Annotated in this window: 22 protein-coding genes; 13 read left to right on the top strand and 9 right to left on the bottom strand. The window is 55.6% G+C overall.

Features of this window, described 5'->3' with window-relative positions:
• Positions 1-17: 17 nt before the first annotated feature.
• Together A3L10_RS07725 and A3L10_RS07720 are read left to right on the top strand one after the other, a co-directional pair.
• Positions 18-557 (top strand): Lrp/AsnC family transcriptional regulator, encoded by a 540-nt coding sequence (locus A3L10_RS07725; RefSeq protein ID WP_088867075.1) that lies wholly within the window; start codon positions 18-20, stop codon positions 555-557.
• Positions 558-606: 49 nt separating this feature from the next.
• Entirely contained in the window at positions 607-1,443 is an 837-nt protein-coding gene (locus A3L10_RS07720) for a universal stress protein (protein WP_088867074.1), read from the top strand.
• A 92-nt stretch (positions 1,444-1,535) separates the two neighbouring features.
• On the opposite strand, the gene A3L10_RS07715 is transcribed toward A3L10_RS07720, so the two are convergent.
• Both A3L10_RS07715 and cutA read right to left on the bottom strand, forming a co-directional pair.
• Positions 1,536-2,123, bottom strand: a complete 588-nt coding sequence (locus A3L10_RS07715) for an endonuclease dU (RefSeq protein WP_088867073.1) — start codon at positions 2,121-2,123, stop codon at positions 1,536-1,538.
• Entirely contained in the window at positions 2,120-2,431 is a 312-nt protein-coding gene (cutA, locus tag A3L10_RS07710) for a divalent-cation tolerance protein CutA (protein ID WP_088867072.1), read from the bottom strand. Before cutA ends, A3L10_RS07715 begins: the two co-directional genes overlap by 4 nt.
• A gap of 70 nt (positions 2,432-2,501) precedes the next feature.
• On the opposite strand from cutA, the gene A3L10_RS07705 reads away from it, so the two are divergent.
• On the top strand, positions 2,502-2,777 hold the full coding sequence (locus tag A3L10_RS07705) for an acylphosphatase (RefSeq protein ID WP_088867071.1): 276 nt from the start codon (positions 2,502-2,504) through the stop codon (positions 2,775-2,777).
• Here the strand turns inward: A3L10_RS07705 and A3L10_RS07700 are convergent.
• Positions 2,767-3,360, bottom strand: a complete 594-nt coding sequence (locus tag A3L10_RS07700; protein WP_088867070.1) for a regulator of amino acid metabolism, contains ACT domain protein — start codon at positions 3,358-3,360, stop codon at positions 2,767-2,769. The two genes, A3L10_RS07705 and A3L10_RS07700, sit on opposite strands and share 11 nt — an antisense overlap.
• A 116-nt stretch (positions 3,361-3,476) precedes the next feature.
• Here A3L10_RS07700 and A3L10_RS07695 point away from each other — a divergent pair, with 116 nt between their 5' ends.
• Positions 3,477-4,367 carry an ADP-dependent ribose-1-phosphate kinase gene (locus A3L10_RS07695; RefSeq protein WP_088867069.1) on the top strand — a complete coding sequence of 297 codons (891 nt, stop codon included), beginning with the start codon at positions 3,477-3,479 and terminating at the stop codon, positions 4,365-4,367.
• Here A3L10_RS07695 and A3L10_RS07690 read toward each other — a convergent pair.
• From A3L10_RS07690 to A3L10_RS07680, 3 genes are read right to left on the bottom strand one after another with little or no spacing between them, the layout of a single operon-like run.
• Complete coding sequence (locus A3L10_RS07690) at positions 4,354-5,172, bottom strand: ABC transporter permease (RefSeq protein WP_088867068.1); 819 nt, start codon at positions 5,170-5,172, stop codon at positions 4,354-4,356. The two genes, A3L10_RS07695 and A3L10_RS07690, sit on opposite strands and share 14 nt — an antisense overlap.
• Positions 5,159-5,959: an ABC transporter permease gene (locus A3L10_RS07685; RefSeq protein ID WP_257789362.1), complete on the bottom strand. Its 801-nt coding sequence runs from the start codon at positions 5,957-5,959 to the stop codon at positions 5,159-5,161. The genes A3L10_RS07690 and A3L10_RS07685 overlap by 14 nt, the downstream gene beginning before the upstream one ends.
• Positions 5,956-6,930: an ATP-binding cassette domain-containing protein gene (locus A3L10_RS07680; protein WP_088867067.1), complete on the bottom strand. Its 975-nt coding sequence runs from the start codon at positions 6,928-6,930 to the stop codon at positions 5,956-5,958. The genes A3L10_RS07685 and A3L10_RS07680 overlap by 4 nt, the downstream gene beginning before the upstream one ends.
• Positions 6,931-7,096: 166 nt before the next feature.
• Here A3L10_RS07680 and A3L10_RS07675 point away from each other — a divergent pair, with 166 nt between their 5' ends.
• The 3 genes from A3L10_RS07675 (at position 7,097) to A3L10_RS07665 (ending at position 8,834) form a co-directional block, all read left to right on the top strand.
• A complete protein-coding gene (locus tag A3L10_RS07675; protein WP_088180995.1) occupies positions 7,097-7,381 on the top strand; it encodes a hypothetical protein in 285 nt (94 codons plus the stop codon).
• Between the two features lie 141 nt (positions 7,382-7,522).
• A complete protein-coding gene (tfe, locus tag A3L10_RS07670; protein WP_088181562.1) occupies positions 7,523-8,056 on the top strand; it encodes a transcription factor E in 534 nt (177 codons plus the stop codon).
• A gap of 43 nt (positions 8,057-8,099) precedes the next feature.
• Complete coding sequence (locus A3L10_RS07665; protein WP_088180996.1) at positions 8,100-8,834, top strand: DUF2110 family protein; 735 nt, start codon at positions 8,100-8,102, stop codon at positions 8,832-8,834.
• On the opposite strand, the gene A3L10_RS07660 is transcribed toward A3L10_RS07665, so the two are convergent.
• From A3L10_RS07660 to A3L10_RS07650, 3 genes are all read right to left on the bottom strand, one after another.
• Positions 8,818-10,185 carry a hypothetical protein gene (locus tag A3L10_RS07660; protein WP_088867066.1) on the bottom strand — a complete coding sequence of 456 codons (1,368 nt, stop codon included), beginning with the start codon at positions 10,183-10,185 and terminating at the stop codon, positions 8,818-8,820. The two genes, A3L10_RS07665 and A3L10_RS07660, sit on opposite strands and share 17 nt — an antisense overlap.
• Positions 10,186-10,271: 86 nt before the next feature.
• Positions 10,272-11,177, bottom strand: a complete 906-nt coding sequence (locus tag A3L10_RS07655) for an Mrp/NBP35 family ATP-binding protein (RefSeq protein WP_088180998.1) — start codon at positions 11,175-11,177, stop codon at positions 10,272-10,274.
• A gap of 132 nt (positions 11,178-11,309) precedes the next feature.
• Positions 11,310-12,215, bottom strand: a complete 906-nt coding sequence (locus A3L10_RS07650; protein ID WP_088867065.1) for an ATP-binding protein — start codon at positions 12,213-12,215, stop codon at positions 11,310-11,312.
• Positions 12,216-12,549: 334 nt separating this feature from the next.
• Between A3L10_RS07650 and A3L10_RS07645 the strand changes: the two genes are divergently transcribed.
• Genes A3L10_RS07645 through A3L10_RS07620 form a run of 6 tightly spaced genes read left to right on the top strand, consistent with a single transcriptional unit; the run spans position 12,550 to position 17,694 of the window.
• A complete protein-coding gene (locus tag A3L10_RS07645; protein WP_088867064.1) occupies positions 12,550-13,155 on the top strand; it encodes a 4Fe-4S dicluster domain-containing protein in 606 nt (201 codons plus the stop codon).
• Positions 13,152-15,122: an anaerobic carbon-monoxide dehydrogenase catalytic subunit gene (gene cooS / locus A3L10_RS07640; RefSeq protein ID WP_088867063.1), complete on the top strand. Its 1,971-nt coding sequence runs from the start codon at positions 13,152-13,154 to the stop codon at positions 15,120-15,122. The genes A3L10_RS07645 and cooS overlap by 4 nt, the downstream gene beginning before the upstream one ends.
• Before the next feature lie 33 nt (positions 15,123-15,155).
• Positions 15,156-15,638 (top strand): 4Fe-4S dicluster domain-containing protein, encoded by a 483-nt coding sequence (locus A3L10_RS07635; RefSeq protein ID WP_088867062.1) that lies wholly within the window; start codon positions 15,156-15,158, stop codon positions 15,636-15,638.
• Positions 15,635-16,687, top strand: coding sequence for an FAD-dependent oxidoreductase (locus tag A3L10_RS07630; protein ID WP_088867061.1), 1,053 nt, complete (start codon positions 15,635-15,637; stop codon positions 16,685-16,687). The genes A3L10_RS07635 and A3L10_RS07630 overlap by 4 nt, the downstream gene beginning before the upstream one ends.
• On the top strand, positions 16,687-17,211 hold the full coding sequence (locus tag A3L10_RS07625; RefSeq protein ID WP_088867060.1) for a 4Fe-4S dicluster domain-containing protein: 525 nt from the start codon (positions 16,687-16,689) through the stop codon (positions 17,209-17,211). The genes A3L10_RS07630 and A3L10_RS07625 overlap by 1 nt, the downstream gene beginning before the upstream one ends.
• Before the next feature lie 21 nt (positions 17,212-17,232).
• Complete coding sequence (locus A3L10_RS07620) at positions 17,233-17,694, top strand: hydrogenase maturation protease (protein ID WP_088867059.1); 462 nt, start codon at positions 17,233-17,235, stop codon at positions 17,692-17,694.
• The last annotated feature ends 24 nt before the right edge of the window (positions 17,695-17,718 follow it).

The following is a 17,718-nucleotide window of genomic DNA, read 5'->3' as shown; positions in this document are numbered from 1 at the left end:
TATTTAGGTGACACGTTATGGTGAACAAAAAGAAAAAATCCTATTCATGGGACCCCGAGGACATCAAGTTCTGGAGGGAGATGAGCAAGGGCGAGCTGAGCGACCTTGACGTTAAGATTTTCCTGGCGTTGAGGGAGAACGGCAGACTTCCCGACACTGAACTCGCGAGAATAACGGGCGTTTCAGTCCCGACCGCCAGAAGGCACAGGATAAGCCTTCAGGAAAGGGGCTACATACGGATAATGGCATTGTTTATCTTTGAGGAGTTCGGTCTGGCGTCGGCCGATGTGATTGTCAAATTCAAGGAAGACGCACCAAAGGAAAAAGTCGCAAGCTTCATGGAGGAGGCGATATCTCACAGGAAGGTCTTTGAAATAGACGAGTACATAGGAGAGTACAATGTGGTAATCAAGTTCTTCGACAAGGACTTCAAGGAGCTCAAAAAGACGATAGACGAGTTTCTCCAGGGGAGGGATATAATCCAGAAAACCCTGATACTTCCGGCTGTCTCCAGTCCGAAGCTGTTCACGACCCGCATGAAATACAAGCACGTCTAGAGCAACGATAATAAGCATCAACATCCAAATTAATACCGAGGTGTCCAAGATGTTTGAGAAAGTTTTGTATCCGACCGACTTTTCGGACGTTTCCCTGCACGCCCTTCGCACATGCATTCCCGAACTCGTCTCCATGGGGGTTAGGGAGCTCCACCTCATTCACGTCGTTGACATAACCATCGCCGAGTTCGAGGCTTTCGAGCTCGAGGATATCTACCGCGAGAAGCTTGAGAAGCTCGCCGAGGAGCTCAAAACTGACGGTGTAACCGTGAACGCGATAGTCAGGATAGGCATCCCCTCGATTGAGATAGCCGAGGTGGCGGAGGAGATGGACATAGACCTCGTCGTCATCCCAAGCGTCGGCGAGAACATCTGGAGGACTATGTTCATGGGCAGCACCGCCTCCAACCTCGCCAGGGCCACTAGGCGGCCGGTTCTCCTTCTGAAGTACCAGAAGAAGGATGACGGTTTCGAGCCCTCGGTGGACTGCTCGACGATATTCAAGCGCCCTCTGGTCACGCTGGACTTCTCGAAGTGCTCGATAAAGATAATCAAGACCGTGAGGGAGTTCGAGGAGCTCATAGAGAAGGGAATCCTCGTCCACTCCGTGGACTACGGCAAGATGGACGAGCTTGAGCACAACATAGAGGTGGCGAAGCTCAACCTGCGGAAATCCGCCAAGGGCGTGAGGGCGGAGTTTGAGTTTGAGGTCCTCGTGGGTTCCGCCAGTCAGGCGATAATAGGAACCGCACTGGCAAAGAACGCCACGCTCATAGTCATCGGTAAGAAGGGCAGAAACTTCCTGAAGGACCTGCTCCTCGGTAGCACCGCGGAGAGGGTCATGAGGGACTCAAAAGTCCCGGTGCTGCTGGTACCGTGTGATTAGCCTCAGACTGGAACGGCTTCCACATCAAGATTCGGTAGCTACCCTGTTGCCATCATCGGCCGTTTCTTTCTTTCCTGGAGCCTCTTATAAACCTACTCCCGCGTGCTCTCTCCCCTCATCACGGCGCTGGCTATCATGTGTGCCAGCCTCAGGGGCTCCGGAATCAGGCCCGTTTTGGTCGTCACCCGGACTATCTCCGCGGCTGTATCGGCTTCGAGGCCCACCGCTTGGACGTAGAGCCTCTCCGGGACGAGCTCCACCAGGGATGGGGCTTTCCTCAGAAGGCCTATCCTCCCCTCGGCATCGGTGAAGTGCTTTCTCAGCGCGGCCTCCATTGCCCCCAGGTCTGGCCTCTTCCTCACCACGACAACGACGGGCAGGCCCGTCTCGGAGTGGAGCCTTTCGAGGTCAACGACGTTGAAGCCGGCGTAGGTTATTCCCTTCAGCATTATCACGCGCAGGTCTTTGAATCTGGAGGAGTTGACGGCGTCTATCATCGCATCGGTGGCGTCGTTTCCGTCGACGGTTATCCAGCGCGAGAGAACGCCAACAACCTCCTGGGAGCCCTTCATGACCACGCCTATCAGAATCGTCTTCTCCTGTTCGAGTTTGGAGGAGAAAGAGAAGGTTCCGTCGTCGAATCCAACGACGCGGATCTGCGGCTTGACCTTCCTTATCATGACAGCACCTTCTCAAGCCACTCCAGGTACTCCCCGTTGACCTTGTCCACCTCTATCCTGGCAATCATGGGGGCCTCGTACGGGTGCATCTCCTTGATGGCCTCCCGCAGTTCCTTCCACTTCTCGACCTCCGTCTTGAGTATGGCGCCGACTTCCGCCTCTTCCTCGATCTTCCCCTCCCACCAGTAGAGCGCTTTGTGCTCCCTGAGGTTGGCACAGGCGATGAGCTTCCTCTCTAGGAGGGTCTTCACTATTCTCTCCGCGCTATCCCAGTCGGGGAAGGTCGTGTAGACCAGTATCATCTCCATCTTCCCCACCGGATTAGGCTCGACGGATAAGCTTAAATCGGTTGTGGGAGTATCATCGAGGGGATGGTGTATGAGGAGGGTAAGGGCTCACCTTAAAATCTACGGGCGCGTTCAGGGGGTTGGATTCAGGTGGAGCATGCAGAGGGAAGCGAGAAAGCTCGGCGTTAGCGGCTGGGTGAGGAATTTGCCCGACGGAACCGTCGAGGCCGTCATAGAGGGTGACCCGGAGAGGGTTGAGGCACTGATCGGCTGGGCTCACCAGGGCCCGCTCCTAGCGAGGGTCACGAGGGTTGACGTAAAATGGGAAGAACCGGAGGGGCTTGAAGGGTTCAGGGTCACGGGGTAGCCTCTAGCCTCTCGATTAGGATCCTTTTCGGGCAGTATTTGACCTCGCAGTAGTTGCAGACGTACTTTTCCTTGTCCTTTTCCGGGGTGTGGAGGATTAGCTTTCTGAACCCCTCCATCTCCTTGACCCTCATGAAGACTTCAACTGGAAGAGTGCCGTCTATGACTATGTATAGCTTCGTGGGCTCCTCGCGGAGGTTTCTGCTGAAGACCTCCATGACCGGAACGCCGTTCTCCGAGAGCAGACCGAGGACCTCTGAGAAACCGCGGAGGTAACCTTCTTTCTCCAGTTCTATCTCCAGAACCTCCCATCCCATCAGGGGTGCGACGTCTATGAGGCTCGGAAGGGGGTTGAGCCTCTCGAAGATGAGCTTGAGGGGATACGTCTTCTCGATGTATTCTATCGTGTGGTACACTATCTTCCTATTGACCCCGATTACCCTCGCGAGCTCGCTTATCGGAACTTCCACGTTTCTGAGGTATATCTTCCCGTTCTTCACGCTGAGACCGTTCTCAAAGAGGAACTCTGCCACCTTCCTCCTGGCGGGATAGTTCTTGAAGTACACCTCCAGTATGAGCATCATTTTTGTCCACCTCTTACTCATATATGGGTAGGAATGGATATTTAAATCTTTCCCCGGATTCCCCCGCAAGTTTATTAACAATGCCCGGCCCATCTCTCCATTCAGAGGTGAGGGTTATGGCAAGGTTCGACGTTGTGGGTGTGGGCAACCTCAACTACGATATCATACTGCTCGTAGAGCGTTTTCCCGATTTCCACGAGAAGGTTAACGCCGAAAACGCGTTCTTCGGTCTGGGTGGTGCCGCCGCCAACACCATAAGCTGGCTGGCCACGTTTGGGCTGAGAACCGGCTATATAGGGGCCGTTGGAAGGGACGAGATTGGGGAGGCTCACATCTCGTACTTTAGAAGGCTGGGCGTTGATACGGGGGGCATCAGAACGGTGGACGCGCCCTCAGGGGTTGCCGTTGCCATAATACACGGGGAGGACAAGAGGATAGTGAAGTACCCCGGTGCCAACCGCATGAAGGAGATAGACTTCGATTACCTCTCGGGGGCGAGGCACGTGCACCTCTCCTCAAATCCGCCGGAGACGATAGTTGAGGTCGTGAACTTCGCCAGCGAAAGGGGGATAACGGTTTCCTTGGACATAGGCGAGGCCGAGCTCCCGAGGGATGTGGAGGCGAGGGTGGATTATCTCATGATGAACGAGGATGAATACCGGAGGAAGTTCGGTTCGCTGGACCTCTCGCTCTCAAGCGCCAGGAACCTCGTGGTCACCCTCAACGGCGGCGGTGCCCTTGTGAGGGATGAGAACGGAAACGTCCGCGAGGTTCGTGGGCTGAGTGCAGAGGTCGTTGACTCGACCGGAGCTGGGGATGCTTTCGACGCAGGGGTTATATACGGCGTTCTCAATGGCTGGACGCTTGAGGAAGCCGCCAGGCTCGGCATGCTGCTGGCGTATCTCACCGTTCAGAAGGTCGGGGCGAGGAGCGCAGTGATTTCCCTGGGGGAGGTCAAGAGGATTGCAAAGGAACTCGGTCTTCACCTGCCTTTCAGTAGGCCTTGAGACCGACAGTTCTTGCCTGTTTTTCACTCCATTTATACGTCAGGTAGCCGAGGAGGCCATATGCTATCGAGAGAACCGAAAGATACGCTATCTCCCCTGCCGCCGCCTCGTAACCGTAGGCAACGACGCTTCTCACGGCCTCAGTTGTGGGTGCGTAGGGGAGCATTCTGGCCAGGAACTGCAGGCCAGCGGGAAGTATCGAGATGGGGTACATCGCACCGCTCAATGCGAACATCAGCATCTCCAGTACGCTTATGAATGGGCCTGGGTCCCTCAGATAGAGCACTATTCCCGCAGCTGTCATTCCCATCCCCACCATCCCAACGGCCCCTACCAGGAGCACTGGGATGGCCCGTGAGAATGCTACGATGTTGAAGTTCAGTCCGAACAGGAGTACGAACAGGGGAATGTAGACTGCCATATACGCGAATGAGAGGAGGAGTCTCGTGAGGACGTTGCCGAGGAAGAAGGTTATCCTTCTCATCGGGGCGGCGAACGAATACTCAAGGGTTCCGGCGTAGAGCTCGTCGACAACACTCCAGACGAAACCGCTGAGAAACGTCATGCCGAACCCCAGAACCATGAAGCCGAGGACGGCAAAGGTTACGTAGTCGGAGTAGCCGGTCAGCTCACGAAGGGCTTCGGAGTTCCGCTCCCCGGTGAGGCCTATCCCTATGAGCAGTGCCTGCCCAACGAAAAAGAAGCCGAGGGCTATATCGCTGATGAACCAGAGCTTGTAGCTTAAGAAGATGCGCCAGCTTTTAACGGCCACTCCCCAGAGGGCTCTGAGCTCAGTAGCCACCATATCCAATCACCCTCGTCGTTCTCTCTGCCCACCGGAAGAGCAGATAGCCGATGGCCCAGTAGGCCGGTATCAGAAGTAGCAGCCATGCCATGGAATCTCCGACGGCGGAGTATCCTTCGCCTGTAAATAGTGCCCTGACGATCCGTGCTGAATGGGTTAGCGGGAGAAGATTGGAGAGCGCCTGAATGGGCGCTGGCATGACGGTGAGGGGGAAGAAGACGCCGGACAGGAACAGCATTGCGAACTCGAATATCTGGGCAAATGGCCCGATGTTCTTCAGAAGCATAACGAGGCCGGCAAAAACAAAGCCGAAGCCCAAAAACGCCAGAAGCGACGCTGCTATGGCTGGCAGAGACTTCAGAACGATGATCGCGGTTATAGGGATTTTGAAGATTATCACGCCCATGACAAAGACGACCACCATAAGGGTGGAATCCATGAGGAGCCAGCTCAGCGAGAGCCCGAAGAGCAGGCCGATGAGCCTCGCTGGGGATAGGACATTGGTTTCAAAGGTTCCCCTCTGGAGTTCTCTCCTGACACCCCAAACATACGCCTCCATCGGCGAAACCGAGACCCACCAGAGGACGTAACCTATGAGGGCGTAGGTGGGATAGTCTCCCATTCCCGTGGAGGCCTCAAGGAGGGTCGAGTATCTGCCTCCCAGAACGGCCTGTCCGAAGTAGACGAACTGGAGTAGGAAGACTATCCCCACGAAGATCGAGCTTATGACCCTCAGAGGGTAGCGGAAGAACATCCGGAATTCCTTCTCTACAACGGCTAGTATCAATCCCTCAGCCCCCTTCCGGTGAGCTTGATGAAGACGTCCTCAAGGGTCGGCTCCATTTTCTCGACCGACAGCACCTTAGCACCCCGTTTTACAAGCCATTCCACGAGCCTGGGGAGATCTTCCTCGTCAACCTGGGCCCTGAGCCTCACGGTCCCGGTCGAGGTATCGTCCTCGATCACCGCCATACTGAAGGGACTCTCCCCGAGGCTCTGGGATTTTAACTCCCTTACCCTGATTTCGACGGTCTCTTCGTCCTTAACGAGCCTCTTCAGGCCCTCAGGTGTGTCCATGGCTATTATCCTCCCGTGGTCGATGATCGCTATCCTGTCGCACAGCTCCTCTGCCTCGGCCATGTAGTGGGTCGTTAGAAGAACCGTCTTGCCTTCCTCCTTCACGAGCCTCTTCACGAACTCCCTTACGAATATCGCGCTCTGTACGTCGAGGCCCAGGGTGGGCTCGTCCAGAAAGAGAACCTCTGGGTCGTTTATGAGTGCCTTGGCTATGGCCAGGCGCTGCTTCATACCGCGGGAAAAGTTCATCACCAGGTCATTCCTTCTCTCCCAGAGACCTACGAGCTTGAGGAGAGTTTCTATTCTTTCCTTTTCCTCTCTTTTGGGGACGTAGTATATTCTGGCGAAGTACTTGAGGTTTTCATAGGCGGAAAGACGCCAGTAGAGAGTTCTCTCGCCTTCCGCCACAAGGTTTATCCTTCTCCTGATCTCCCTGGCGTCTCTCCGTATGTCCAGCCCCAGAACTCTTGCAGTCCCCCCGCTGGGCTCTAGAAGGGTCGTCAACATCTTTATCGTGGTGGTTTTTCCTGCACCGTTGGGCCCGAGGAGTCCGAAGAGCTCTCCCTTCTTAACTTTGAAGCTGACGCCCTTTACGGCCTCCACCCATTCTACCTTTCTGAAAGGAAGGGGAATCTTCTTTGGATAACTTTTTCTAAGCTCCTCGGCTTCTATCGTCCACATACCACAGCCCCTATCGAGTTTGTGAGCTTCAATAAAAATCTTGTCTCATAACGTTTAAATAATGGTCGATATCATTTTATTCAAAGGGTCCCTAGGAAACCCTTAAAAATCCGCACCCTAAAAGCCTTAGAGAGACCAAAAAGTCTTTGGGCTGGAGGTGGAGCACTTGGAAATCATAATCGACAACTTCAAGCCGAAGATCACCCGTCCCTTCAAGAGGAAGAACGAGTACTGGGTCAAGCTCATCACTCAGGACGGGGAGTATATAATGAAGTTTAAAACTCCCCTCGAGGCGGAGGATGCCATCTACGGCATGTTGGACGACCTTCAGGTTTACGGGGGCAAGGTCAAGCTCAAGCTCAGGGAGGGTAACGTTATTGAGGACATAGAGGTTATGGAGCTCTACAAGCCCTCCGCGAAGGAATTGCTTAACGAGTACTTCACCGATTAGCCCATCCAACGTTCTTTTCTGTTCACTGGCGTTGGAAATATGACAAAAACCTATATATACTCCAGCTCACATAGTTTGTTATTGGACAGTATTTATGCGCTAAAATTCAGCGTGTTTAAATATTCTCTGGAGGTTGTTATGGTGGCGAGGAGAAAAAACAAGGAGCTCCTTGAGCTTGCACTGGACATGGGCGGTGAGGAGGCCGTTGAGGTAATCAAGGCTCTCGAAAAGAAGAAGGAATCCACCGACGAGGAGCTCGCCGAGATAACGGGCATTAGAGTCAACACCGTCAGAAAGGTCCTCTACATGCTCTACGACCAGGGACTGGCTGAGTTCAAGCGCATAAGGGATAAAGAAACCGGCTGGTATTACTACTACTGGCGCCTTGAGACCAAGCGCCTCCCGGAGATAATCCGGGCCAAGAAGATGGCGGAACTCAAGAAGCTCAGGGAGATGCTGGAGGAAGAGACCAGCGAGATTTACTACCACTGCGGCACTCCGGGTCATCCAAAGCTGACCTTCGATGAGGCCATGGAGTACGAGTTCCAGTGCCCGATATGCGGCCAGATGCTCATGCAGTACGACAACACCGCCGTCGTCGAGGAGCTCAAGAGGCGCATCGAAGAGCTCGAGATAGAGCTCGGCCTCAGGAAGAAGCCCAGGAAAAAGAAGTGATGTGTGTTTGAACGGTTGGTAATGAACTTCGGGGATGGTGAGTATGCAGGAAGTAGTTATTCTTGAGAAGGTTTACGGGGATAGGAGTGGTTTTCTTAAGCTCGACAAGAAGTTGAAGGCCCTCCTTGGAGATTTAGAAGTCGAATGGAAACTTTCGGCGGTCAAGAAGAACTGGATTAAGGTTTCCCTGAACGGGGAGGATGAGGAGATAAGCGCGAATCTCGTCCGTGAGGAGTTCGGCGAGGTCCCCTACAAGCTGAGCGCGGTTAAAGAGGGAGAGACCTACCGCGGTCGCTTTGTGGACCTCGGTAAGGTCGGCTACGGGGCCTACGTGGACATTGGAATCTTCACGCCGAGGCCCAAGGACGCGCTGCTTCCCCTGTACTACCTCAAAGAGACCTTCGGTGAAATGCCCGTCAGGCAGATGATAAGGGACTTCGGCTGGGTGGACAACCTGCCCATCGAGGTAACCGTGACCGAGGTGGAGTTCGGTGCCAGGGAGGTGGAGCTGGCCTTCAGCGATGCCCAGCTGAAGCGCATAGAGGGCTGGATAAGCGACGGCTACGACAAGCTCTTCATAGCCGGCACCGTGAGCGAGAACGTTGAAAAAGCCCTCATCAAAACGGGCCACGGAAGGGACGTGAAGCGCATAGAGGAGCTGGGCCTCATGGAGACCCTCCTGATACTCAAGAAGGGGACCCAGGCACCTGGAATCATCAAGGAAATAGGTCCGCACCTCAGGGGGACCCTCATAGGGGCCGTCAAGTTCCGGGAGTGAGTCCATGCACCAGCCTCACGGTCAGGGCCGAGATAAGGACGAAGCAGTATGGAAACAGCGAGGGCACGAACAACGACGCCGGAAGGTACAGAATCGTCATCAGGAGCAGAAACGCCGTCTGACCCTTCATCTTTATTCCCCTTTCTCCCGCGGCCATCGCGTATGCCATCGCCACCAGGGCTAGGGCGCTGTTGAACAGGAACCTCTCCAGGTACCCCCATCCGTGCGGGTCCATTCCCTTTGGAAGGCCAACGGGAACCCCGAACTGGAGGTACATGATGAGAATCCCGGCGCCGGTTATCAGCAGGTATGCGTAGTTTCTTAGGTGCCTCTTCGGGAACGTGATGACAAATGCTATTGGTATGAAGACCAGGTACGGGTTTATGGCTATCGTGAGCAGTGTGAACGCCGAGAGGACGAGGGTCTGGAGCAGGGCTTTCCACTTCTCGGGGGAGAACATCACGTTGCTCACGATGGCGAGGGTTATCGCGAGGCCCGCCAGTCCGAGGGCGCTGCCGTTGATGTGGTACAGGTTTTCCCTGAACATGGGGGCAACGAACGTAAGCCCGAATATCATGAAGCCGAGTTCACGAGCCCTCTTGGGTGCCAGGTAGAAGGAGAATGATGCTATTAGCAGGATAAGAATCCAGTGGACGAAGATTATGTTCTCCTCGATCGGTGGCACGAACCTGAAGACGGACCCCATTATCATGCTGAGGGGTGACTCGGGAGAACCGCCCACGGCGAATGTTACCGCCTGGAGGAGGTAGCGCAGGAATCCCTCCGTCAGGACGGGCCTTTGGGCGGTCAGGTACCAGAGGATGAAGAGTGACGCGGTTAGGATGTAGAAGCTGCCCGCGTGGCTGTCGTCGCGCCTCAGGGCGAGCAGGAACGCCAGGATGAGAGCGGACAGGAGTACTAGAAAAGCCACCATCGAGCTCCGAGGGGGATTCCAAAGCCCTTCGAAGGCCCTCTCGGTCATGTAGATGTTGTCCTCGGAGCCGGTTATGAGAACGGTGCCGTTGAGGACGACGACGGAGGGGAGAAGGGAAGCGTCGGCGGGAAGCCCCGTGAGGTTCCAGACGTCAGCCATCGCGGGGTTGTTGTAGACGTTTCCCACCAGAACGAGCGTTTCGTTGCCGTGGGGCTTTATCGTGTAGAGCCTCTCGTCCACGTAGTACGCCCATCCCCTGGCCCACTCATCGTTACCTGCCACGACCGTGTAGGACGAGCTTGAGTTTAGAAACGCCTGAAACGCATCCTGGCTAGGATAGTAACTTAACCTCTCCGCGGAGACCAGTGGAAGGGCGGTTAGGATGATTAGAGTTACCAGAACGAGGGCCCGTTTCATCGTATCCCTCCCAGTGAGATACCCAGAAGTGGTTAAAAAGTTAATGCAGCGGAAGTCGATAAAGAAGGAAAGGATTCGTTGGGAGATTACTCCTCCTTGGATTCATCCGGGGCTTCCTTCTCGCCCTTCATCGCTTCAAGCTTCTCCACGAGCTTGTCAACTATCTTCATGAAGGCCTTGGCCGCAACGGTGTCCTCGTAGAGGACTATCGGTATGCCCGCGTCGCTGGCCTCTCTGGCCTTGAGGTCTATCGGAATCTCCCCGAGGAAGTCAACCCCCTCCTTCTCGGCGAGCTTCTTTCCGCCACCCTTACCGAAGATGTCTATCTCGTTGCCGCAGTGCGGGCAGATGAGGTAGCTCATGTTCTCGACGACCGCGACGTAGGGCACCTCCATCTTCTTCATCATGTTGACGGCCTTGCCCGTGTCGAGCAAAGCGACCTCCTGTGGGGTGGTCACTATGACCGCCGCATCGAGCTTGAGGGTCTGGGTGACGGTCAGTATCTCGTCGCCGGTTCCGGGCGGGAAGTCAACTATCATGAAGTCCAGCGAACCCCACTTGACGTCGCCGAGGAGCTGCTTGATTGCCTTCGTGACCAGGGCCCCGCGCCAGATTATCGGCTGGTCGTCCGGAACGAGGAAGCCCATGCTCATGACCTTGATCGGGGTTGTCTGGCCAAGGAAGTCGTTCATCGGAGGTATCATCTCAAACCTGCCGTCTTCCATCTTCTCGGCCAGAACCTCGGCCCTGTCGACGCCGAGCATCTTGGCGACGTTCGGTCCGTGTATGTCCGCGTCGAGTATTCCGACGAAGTAGCCCTTCTTTGCAAGTGCGGCGGCGATGTTAACCGCCACGGTGCTCTTTCCAACGCCGCCCTTACCGCTCAGGACGGCTATCTTGTACGTCCACTTCTCCTGCTTCTCGTTTATCCTCTGGGTGAGGGGATCAGCGCCCAGTCCGCCTATGTTGAGTGTGGGAGCTTTGATGGTCATCTAATTCACCTCCGGTTTGGGTTGACCTAAGGAGCTTAAAAGTTTTGTCCCAAACTTTGACAGTGTTACACATATGTGGGTATCTAGGTCGTGGGATGAAAGTTGAAAGAAACCGAGAGCGCAGCGTTTTGACTACTCCGCGTACTTCAGGAGGATATTCTTCAGCTCTAGGGCTTTTATATAGGTTGGCGACTCGGGATTGGCTAGTATTGCCTCTATCTCCGGGTCGTACTCCTCGACCATCTCGTCGTAGGGGATTACCGTCTTCGTCGTGAAGTCGTTGAAGCCGAGCTCGTTCAGGATTCTCTCGACCTTTTCCACGTGGCCTTCCTTCTTCACTTTGTTGATTACCAGGTGGACATGTTCTATGCCCAGCTGCCTCGCCAGTTTCGCTGCATCAACCGCCACCTGAACGGAGTTGTAGGTTGGCTCCGTGAGTATAACCGCCTGCTTGAAGCCCCTGGCGAGGGCCCTTCCAAAGTGCTCCAGCCCGGCCTGCGTGTCCATCAGAATTATCTCGCCCTTCCTGAGGTTGATGTACTTGATGACGGCATCGAGGAGAGCATTTTCGGGGCAGAGACAGCCGGCCGCGGCCTGAACCACGCTCCCCATGACGAGGAGCATGACGCCATCCGGTCCGACGACACCGAAGCGGTCAACGACGTCCCTGACGTCGGGGGTGAGTGAGAAGTACAGACCCCAGTTGGTGCCCGGCCTCGCTCCCGTTTTTTCCTCTATGTAATCTAGGTTTCTGTTCAGGGGAACTATCTTATCGCGCACTTCCTTTGGAACGCCGAGGGCGTGTGCGAGGTTCATCTGGGGGTCCTCATCAACGGCCAGAACGCGGTAGCCGTCCCTGGCCAGGAGCCTTGCGAGGATAGCCGTCATCGTGGTTTTTCCGACTCCACCCTTGCCCGTTATCACGACCCTAAAACCTTCCTCGGGGGTCTGCTTTTTCGTCCGCTCCCTGAGTTCATCGGCGATTTCAAACAGTTTTTTTCTCCTCTCCTCATCCGCGGGATTCGGGGGTTTTGTCATACTCGAGCACCTCTAATGATTGAAATACGGCGATATAAATGCTTTTAGGTTCGATATACGAACCCCATGATTCCACATACTTGCGCATTTAATGCCATTTTTTGGATATGATGTACATCTTTTCAGGAATGACCTTTAATGGACAGAAATGTATAACCTTTGGTTTCACACTTTTGGGTAATTAGCTCTTGTGACTACATAGTCATAGATACTGCGAGCATAGTTTTACATTTTTATAGTGTATCTGTTTTAGATTGAAATATTTTCGAAGGTTCACAGTTAAAACGGAAAGGACTTTATATCAGTTTCGTTACATGCGTAATGGTGATTTCCTATGCCCACCGATTCAAAGCCTACTATCTTCATAAACCCAGCGAAGTGCATTGGCTGTCGGCAGTGTGAGATAGCGTGTGCAGTGGAACACTCTCAGAGCAAGGACCTCTTCTCAGCGATCTTTGAGGACCCGCTGCCCCTGCCGAGGATACACATTCTCCCCATGGGGGCCTACAACGTACCCATGAACTGCAGGCACTGCGATGGCGCACCGTGTGTCGAGGTATGTCCCACCGGCGCGCTCTATCACGACGAAGACGGCGCGGTCATGATAACCCCCGAGAAGTGCATCGGCTGCAAGATGTGTGCCATCGTCTGTCCCTTCGGTATCCCCGAGTTCGAAGCCCTCAACGGTGTGATGTTCAAGTGCGATATGTGTCCCGACAGGAGAGCCGAGGGCCGGCCTCCCGCGTGCGTTGAGGCGTGCAAGACCGGGGCGCTTCAGTTCGGCACCATAGACGAGATAGTCTCCAGCGTCAGGAAGGAAACGGCCGAGAAGATAATCAAGCTGAAAGAAGGGACGTATGAAGAGGAATACAACGGTTGGGACCTTTTCAGGTCCATGTACGCCGAAATTATTCGTATTAATGAGGGGGAGTCGAAATGAAGAAGTATAAGGAAGTTTCTATCGACCCGACCACCCAAAAGATGTACGAAAGAGCCCAGGAGATGGGAATTGAGACCGTTTGGGAGAGGCTCGAGAAGCAGCAGCCGCAGTGCGGTTACGGCCTCCTTGGAGTCTGCTGCAGGAACTGTATGATGGGACCGTGCAGGATCAACCCCTTCGGGGGCGAGCCGAGAAGGGGCGTCTGCGGTGCCGATGCTGACACCATAGTCGCCAGGAACCTTCTCAGGATGATAGCGGCCGGTGCTGCCGCTCACAGTGACCACGGGCGCCACGTGGCTCTGACCCTTCTCATAGCGGCCGAAATGGCCGAGAAGTTCAAGAAGGAAGGAAAGCCCGTCCTTGAACTCGACAACATGGCGTCGAGCACCCTGCCGTATCAGGTGAGGGATGTCGAGAAGCTCAAGGCCATCGCCGAGAGGCTCGGAATCGAGACGGAGGGCAAGACCGTCAGGGAGCTCGCCAAGGAAGTTGCCGAAGTGGCGCTCAATGACTTTGGAAAGCAGGATGAGGAGGCTCTGGCCTTCCTCAAGGCCTACCTCAACCCCAAGACCTACGAGATGTTCGAGAAGGCCGCCGAGAAGGCCGGCATGCCTTGGTTCGAGAACGGTATTCTCCCGAGGAGCATAGACAGAGAGATAGTGGAGAGCCTCCACAGGACTCACATAGGAACCGACCACGACCCGGTGAGTATACTCCTCCACGGTCTGAAGACGTCCCTCGGCGATGCATGGGGAGGTTCGCTCATAGCGACCGAACTTCAGGACGTGCTCTTCGGCACGCCGCAGGTCATAAAGGCCGAGGCCAACCTCGGAGTCCTCAAGGAGGACTACGTCAACATAGTCGTCCACGGCCACGAGCCCGTTCTCTCGGAGAAAATCGTTGAGGCGGCTCAGGATCCCGAGCTGCTCGAGCTCGCCGAGAAACTCGGTGCCAAGGGCATAAACGTCGTCGGAATGTGCTGTACAGGTTTAGAGGTTCTCATGAGGCACGGCATACCCATAGCCGGCAACTTCCTCCAGCAGGAGATGGCCATAGTTACCGGCGCCGTCGAGGCCATGGTAGTTGACGTGCAGTGTATAATGCCCGCAACGGTTGACGTGGCCAGGTGCTTCCACACCAAGATAATAGACACCAGCCCGCTGGCAACGTTCCCGGGAGCCATACACATCAAGTTCGACGAGAGAAGGGCGGATGAGATAGCCAAGGAGATAGTCAAGACTGCAGTTGAGAACTTCCCGAACAGGTCGAAGGTGAGGGTTGAGATACCGAAGGAGAAGATGGCAGGATACGTCGGCTTCAGCGTCGAGGCGATACTCAAGCACTTCGGAGGCTCCCTCAAGCCCATTGAAGAGGCCATCGTCGAGGGCAAGATAAAGGGCGTAGCGGGCTTAGTCGGCTGCAACAACCCGAAGATAAAGCAGGATCACAACCACATCAAGATAGCCAACGAGCTGATGAAGAGGGACGTCCTCCTCGTGGGAACCGGCTGCTGGGCGACCGCGGCGATGAAGTATGGCATCTTCCTGCCCGAGTACGCGGACACCGAGAACGTTGGGCCCGGTCTGAGGGAGTTCGTCAAGGAGTGGGGCATTCCTCCTGCTCTTAACATGGGCTCGTGCGTTGACTGTACGAGAATACTCGTCCTGGCCGACCTGGTGGCTAGGGACCTGAACGTTCCTATTTCGGCATTGCCTGTGGTGGGCTCTGCCCCCGAGGCCATGACCGAGAAGGCCGTCTCGATAGGAACCTACTTCGTGGCCAGCGGAATCACCACGCACCTTGGCATAGTCCCGCCGGTTCTCGGCGGTCCGAAGGTGGTAAAGATTCTCACGCAGGACCTCTACGACATCGTTGGAGCGGCCTTCATAGTGGAGCCCGACCCGTACAAGGCAGCGAAGCTGATGTACGACCACATCATGAAGAAGAGGAAGGAGCTCGGTATCTGAGCTCCCTCTTTTATTCCCTTTTGAGGTGGGAGAATGTTCAAGCGCATCAGGGGATTATTCGGGAGGGGAGGGAAGGCCCCGGCTTCGCCCCCGGCTGAGATTTCAGAAACCCCGAAAAAAGAGGAAGGCCTCAAAGCCGACGCCTGCATAGGCTGTGCCCTCTGTGCCCAGGTGTGCCCGCACAATGCGATATTCGTCATAGACGATGGTAAGAAGGTCATCTCGTTCCATCCCGAGCTCTGCAAGGAGTGCAACTACGAGTGCAACGACATATGCCCGACGAAGGCCATCCAGGGCCACCCCGACAGACTCGACCTCGAGTTCGAATACGCCCACTGTCAGGTCTGCGGCAGGAAGCTGGACTACACCGTTAAAACCGCGGAGTTCCTCTATCACAAGCTGGAGAAGTTCTACGACCATCCAGAGGTCGTCTTCATGTGCGACAGGTGCAAGCACGACCGCGTCAAGGAGTTCCCGAGCGAGTACCTCAGGTTCTTCGGGGGGACCACCAAATGAGGGGTATCAAGTTCTCCTTTCTCTGCAAAGAGAAGCCCCCGCAGACTGGAAAGAGGGTGGCCATAGTCGGCGCTGGACCGGCGGGACTTACGGCGGCCGGCTACCTCGTCTGCAAGGGACACGACGTTGACATCTACGACAAAATGCCCGAGCCCGGTGGGTTGATGCTCTTCGTCATTCCAGAGTTCAGGATTCCCGTCGAGAGGGTTCGTCTCGGTGCGAAGGAGCTTGAGGAGGAGTTCGAGGTAACCTATTACCCGAAGACGAAGGTCATGGAGGGTGAGAGGGAGGACGAGGGCGACGAGTTCTACGAGAGAGCTGTTAGACTCAGTGAACTCAGGGAGAACTACGACGCGGTTCTGATAGCCACCGGAATCTGGAACGTCAGGAGGATTGGAATCCCCGGGGACGACCTGGAGGGCATACTCTCACCGCTGGAGCTCCTCTTCTGGATAAAAGGAGCCGAACTCGGCTACGTTCCAAAGGAGAAGGTTCCCGATTTGAAAGGCAAGAGGGTCGGTATAATCGGCGCGGGATTGACGGCTGTTGATGCCGCCTTCGAGTGCAACCGCCTCGGTGCGGAGGTTGAGATATTCTACCGCAGGACGATAAGGGAAGCCCCCGCCGGAGCCTACGAGATAAACATCCTCCGGAACAGAGGAGTCAAATGGTTCGAGCTCGTGACTCCAAAGCGCGTGATAGGTGAGAACGGCCGCGTTAAGGCGATTGAACTCCTCAGAACTCGCCTCGGTGAGCCCGACGAGACCGGAAGGAGGAGGCCGATACCCATAGAGGGCTCGGAGTTCCAGGTTGAGCTGGACTACTTGGTCTTTGCCATAGGCATGGTCTCCACCCCGCCGGTTAACGGCTCCTACATCGCGACGGACAAGAGGGGCAGAATCGTCGTTGATTCCAGGCACATGACGAGCGTTGAGGGAATCTTTGCCGCCGGGGATGTGGTCAACGGCCCGACGAAGGTCGGCAGGGCGATAAAGGACGGCCTCTATGCGGCAGTCTCAATCGACAGGTGGCTCAGGGGTGAATCCTGATGGAGAGGAAATACCTCTACCTCGATTACCTCACGTGCATCGGCTGCGAGACCTGTGAAACCGTCTGCGACTTCATCCACGATGGGAGCCCACACATCAGGATTTACGTAACGGAGAACAAGCAGTACCTCCCGATAAACTGCAAGCACTGCGACGACGCGCCCTGCGTGAGGGTCTGCCCGACCAACGCCATTTACCGTGATGAGGATGGAGCGGTGAGGATAGCCGAGAACAGGTGCATCGGCTGTCTCGCCTGCCTCCAGGTGTGTCCCTACGGCGTTCCCTTCTACAGCCTCAAGGTCAGGGCGATAACCAAGTGCGACATGTGTGCCGACAGACGCGAGGAGGGTCTCGAGCCGGCCTGCGCCCTCATGTGCCCGGCGGAGGCCATCCAGTACGGCCCGTTGGAGATGGTTCTTGAACTCGTCAACGAGAGGCGCGCCAAGAACATCCCCGAACACCAGAGGGAGCTCAGCGATGAGGAGCTCAGGGAGAGCGTGAGTTCCGGCTACGTTCTCCTCTGATACCTTTTTGGAGGTTCCACCGTGCAGGTTGATGAGATAATCGGGGATGCACGCAGGATAGTTCTCTGCGGCGTGGGCAACGAGAAACGCGGTGATTATGGATTCGGGGCCTATTTGGCAGAGGCCCTCTCCGTGGCGGTGGAAAACCCGAACTTCCTCCCAATCAACTGCCACGACGTTCCCGAGAGCCAGGCGGGGGCTATAATACGCTTCCGTCCGGAGCTTGTGATAGTTGCGGTCCCCCTTGAATTCGGGGGCGAGCCCGGCAAAGTGGTCGTTGCCGACCCCTGGGAGGCCATGGGGGACGTTCCCGAGGAGTTCCGCTTCCAGCTCAGGGTGACGCTTGACCACCTGGCCGAGTTGCTCCCGGAGACCCGGTTCCTGCTCCTCGGCTGTCAGCCCGGGGACTGGATGGGGGTGAGCGAGGAAATTAAAAACTGCGTTAGAGCCCTCGCGCTGGCCTTCAAGGATGCCGTGGACTGAGCATCGGAATATCAAAGTGGAAAG

Source organism: Thermococcus radiotolerans, from assembly GCF_002214565.1.
In the GTDB taxonomy this organism is placed as follows: domain Archaea; phylum Methanobacteriota_B; class Thermococci; order Thermococcales; family Thermococcaceae; genus Thermococcus; species Thermococcus radiotolerans.
This window is presented reverse-complemented; position numbering and strand designations above follow the sequence as displayed.

Bases quoted from the DNA above. Each gene is read 5' to 3' on its own strand.
- A3L10_RS07725 (WP_088867075.1), top strand. From the start codon at position 18: ATGGTGAACAAAAAGAAAAAATCCTATTCATGGGACCCCGAGGACATC.
- A3L10_RS07720 (WP_088867074.1), top strand. From the start codon at position 607: ATGTTTGAGAAAGTTTTGTATCCGACCGACTTTTCGGACGTTTCCCTG.
- A3L10_RS07715 (WP_088867073.1), bottom strand. From the start codon at position 2,123: ATGATAAGGAAGGTCAAGCCGCAGATCCGCGTCGTTGGATTCGACGAC.
- cutA (WP_088867072.1), bottom strand. From the start codon at position 2,431: ATGGAGATGATACTGGTCTACACGACCTTCCCCGACTGGGATAGCGCG.
- A3L10_RS07705 (WP_088867071.1), top strand. From the start codon at position 2,502: ATGAGGAGGGTAAGGGCTCACCTTAAAATCTACGGGCGCGTTCAGGGG.
- A3L10_RS07700 (WP_088867070.1), bottom strand. From the start codon at position 3,360: ATGATGCTCATACTGGAGGTGTACTTCAAGAACTATCCCGCCAGGAGG.
- A3L10_RS07695 (WP_088867069.1), top strand. From the start codon at position 3,477: ATGGCAAGGTTCGACGTTGTGGGTGTGGGCAACCTCAACTACGATATC.
- A3L10_RS07690 (WP_088867068.1), bottom strand. From the start codon at position 5,172: ATGGTGGCTACTGAGCTCAGAGCCCTCTGGGGAGTGGCCGTTAAAAGC.
- A3L10_RS07680 (WP_088867067.1), bottom strand. From the start codon at position 6,930: ATGTGGACGATAGAAGCCGAGGAGCTTAGAAAAAGTTATCCAAAGAAG.
- A3L10_RS07665 (WP_088180996.1), top strand. From the start codon at position 8,100: ATGCAGGAAGTAGTTATTCTTGAGAAGGTTTACGGGGATAGGAGTGGT.
- A3L10_RS07660 (WP_088867066.1), bottom strand. From the start codon at position 10,185: ATGAAACGGGCCCTCGTTCTGGTAACTCTAATCATCCTAACCGCCCTT.
- A3L10_RS07655 (WP_088180998.1), bottom strand. From the start codon at position 11,177: ATGACCATCAAAGCTCCCACACTCAACATAGGCGGACTGGGCGCTGAT.
- A3L10_RS07650 (WP_088867065.1), bottom strand. From the start codon at position 12,215: ATGACAAAACCCCCGAATCCCGCGGATGAGGAGAGGAGAAAAAAACTG.
- A3L10_RS07645 (WP_088867064.1), top strand. From the start codon at position 12,550: ATGCCCACCGATTCAAAGCCTACTATCTTCATAAACCCAGCGAAGTGC.
- cooS (WP_088867063.1), top strand. From the start codon at position 13,152: ATGAAGAAGTATAAGGAAGTTTCTATCGACCCGACCACCCAAAAGATG.
- A3L10_RS07635 (WP_088867062.1), top strand. From the start codon at position 15,156: ATGTTCAAGCGCATCAGGGGATTATTCGGGAGGGGAGGGAAGGCCCCG.
- A3L10_RS07630 (WP_088867061.1), top strand. From the start codon at position 15,635: ATGAGGGGTATCAAGTTCTCCTTTCTCTGCAAAGAGAAGCCCCCGCAG.
- A3L10_RS07625 (WP_088867060.1), top strand. From the start codon at position 16,687: ATGGAGAGGAAATACCTCTACCTCGATTACCTCACGTGCATCGGCTGC.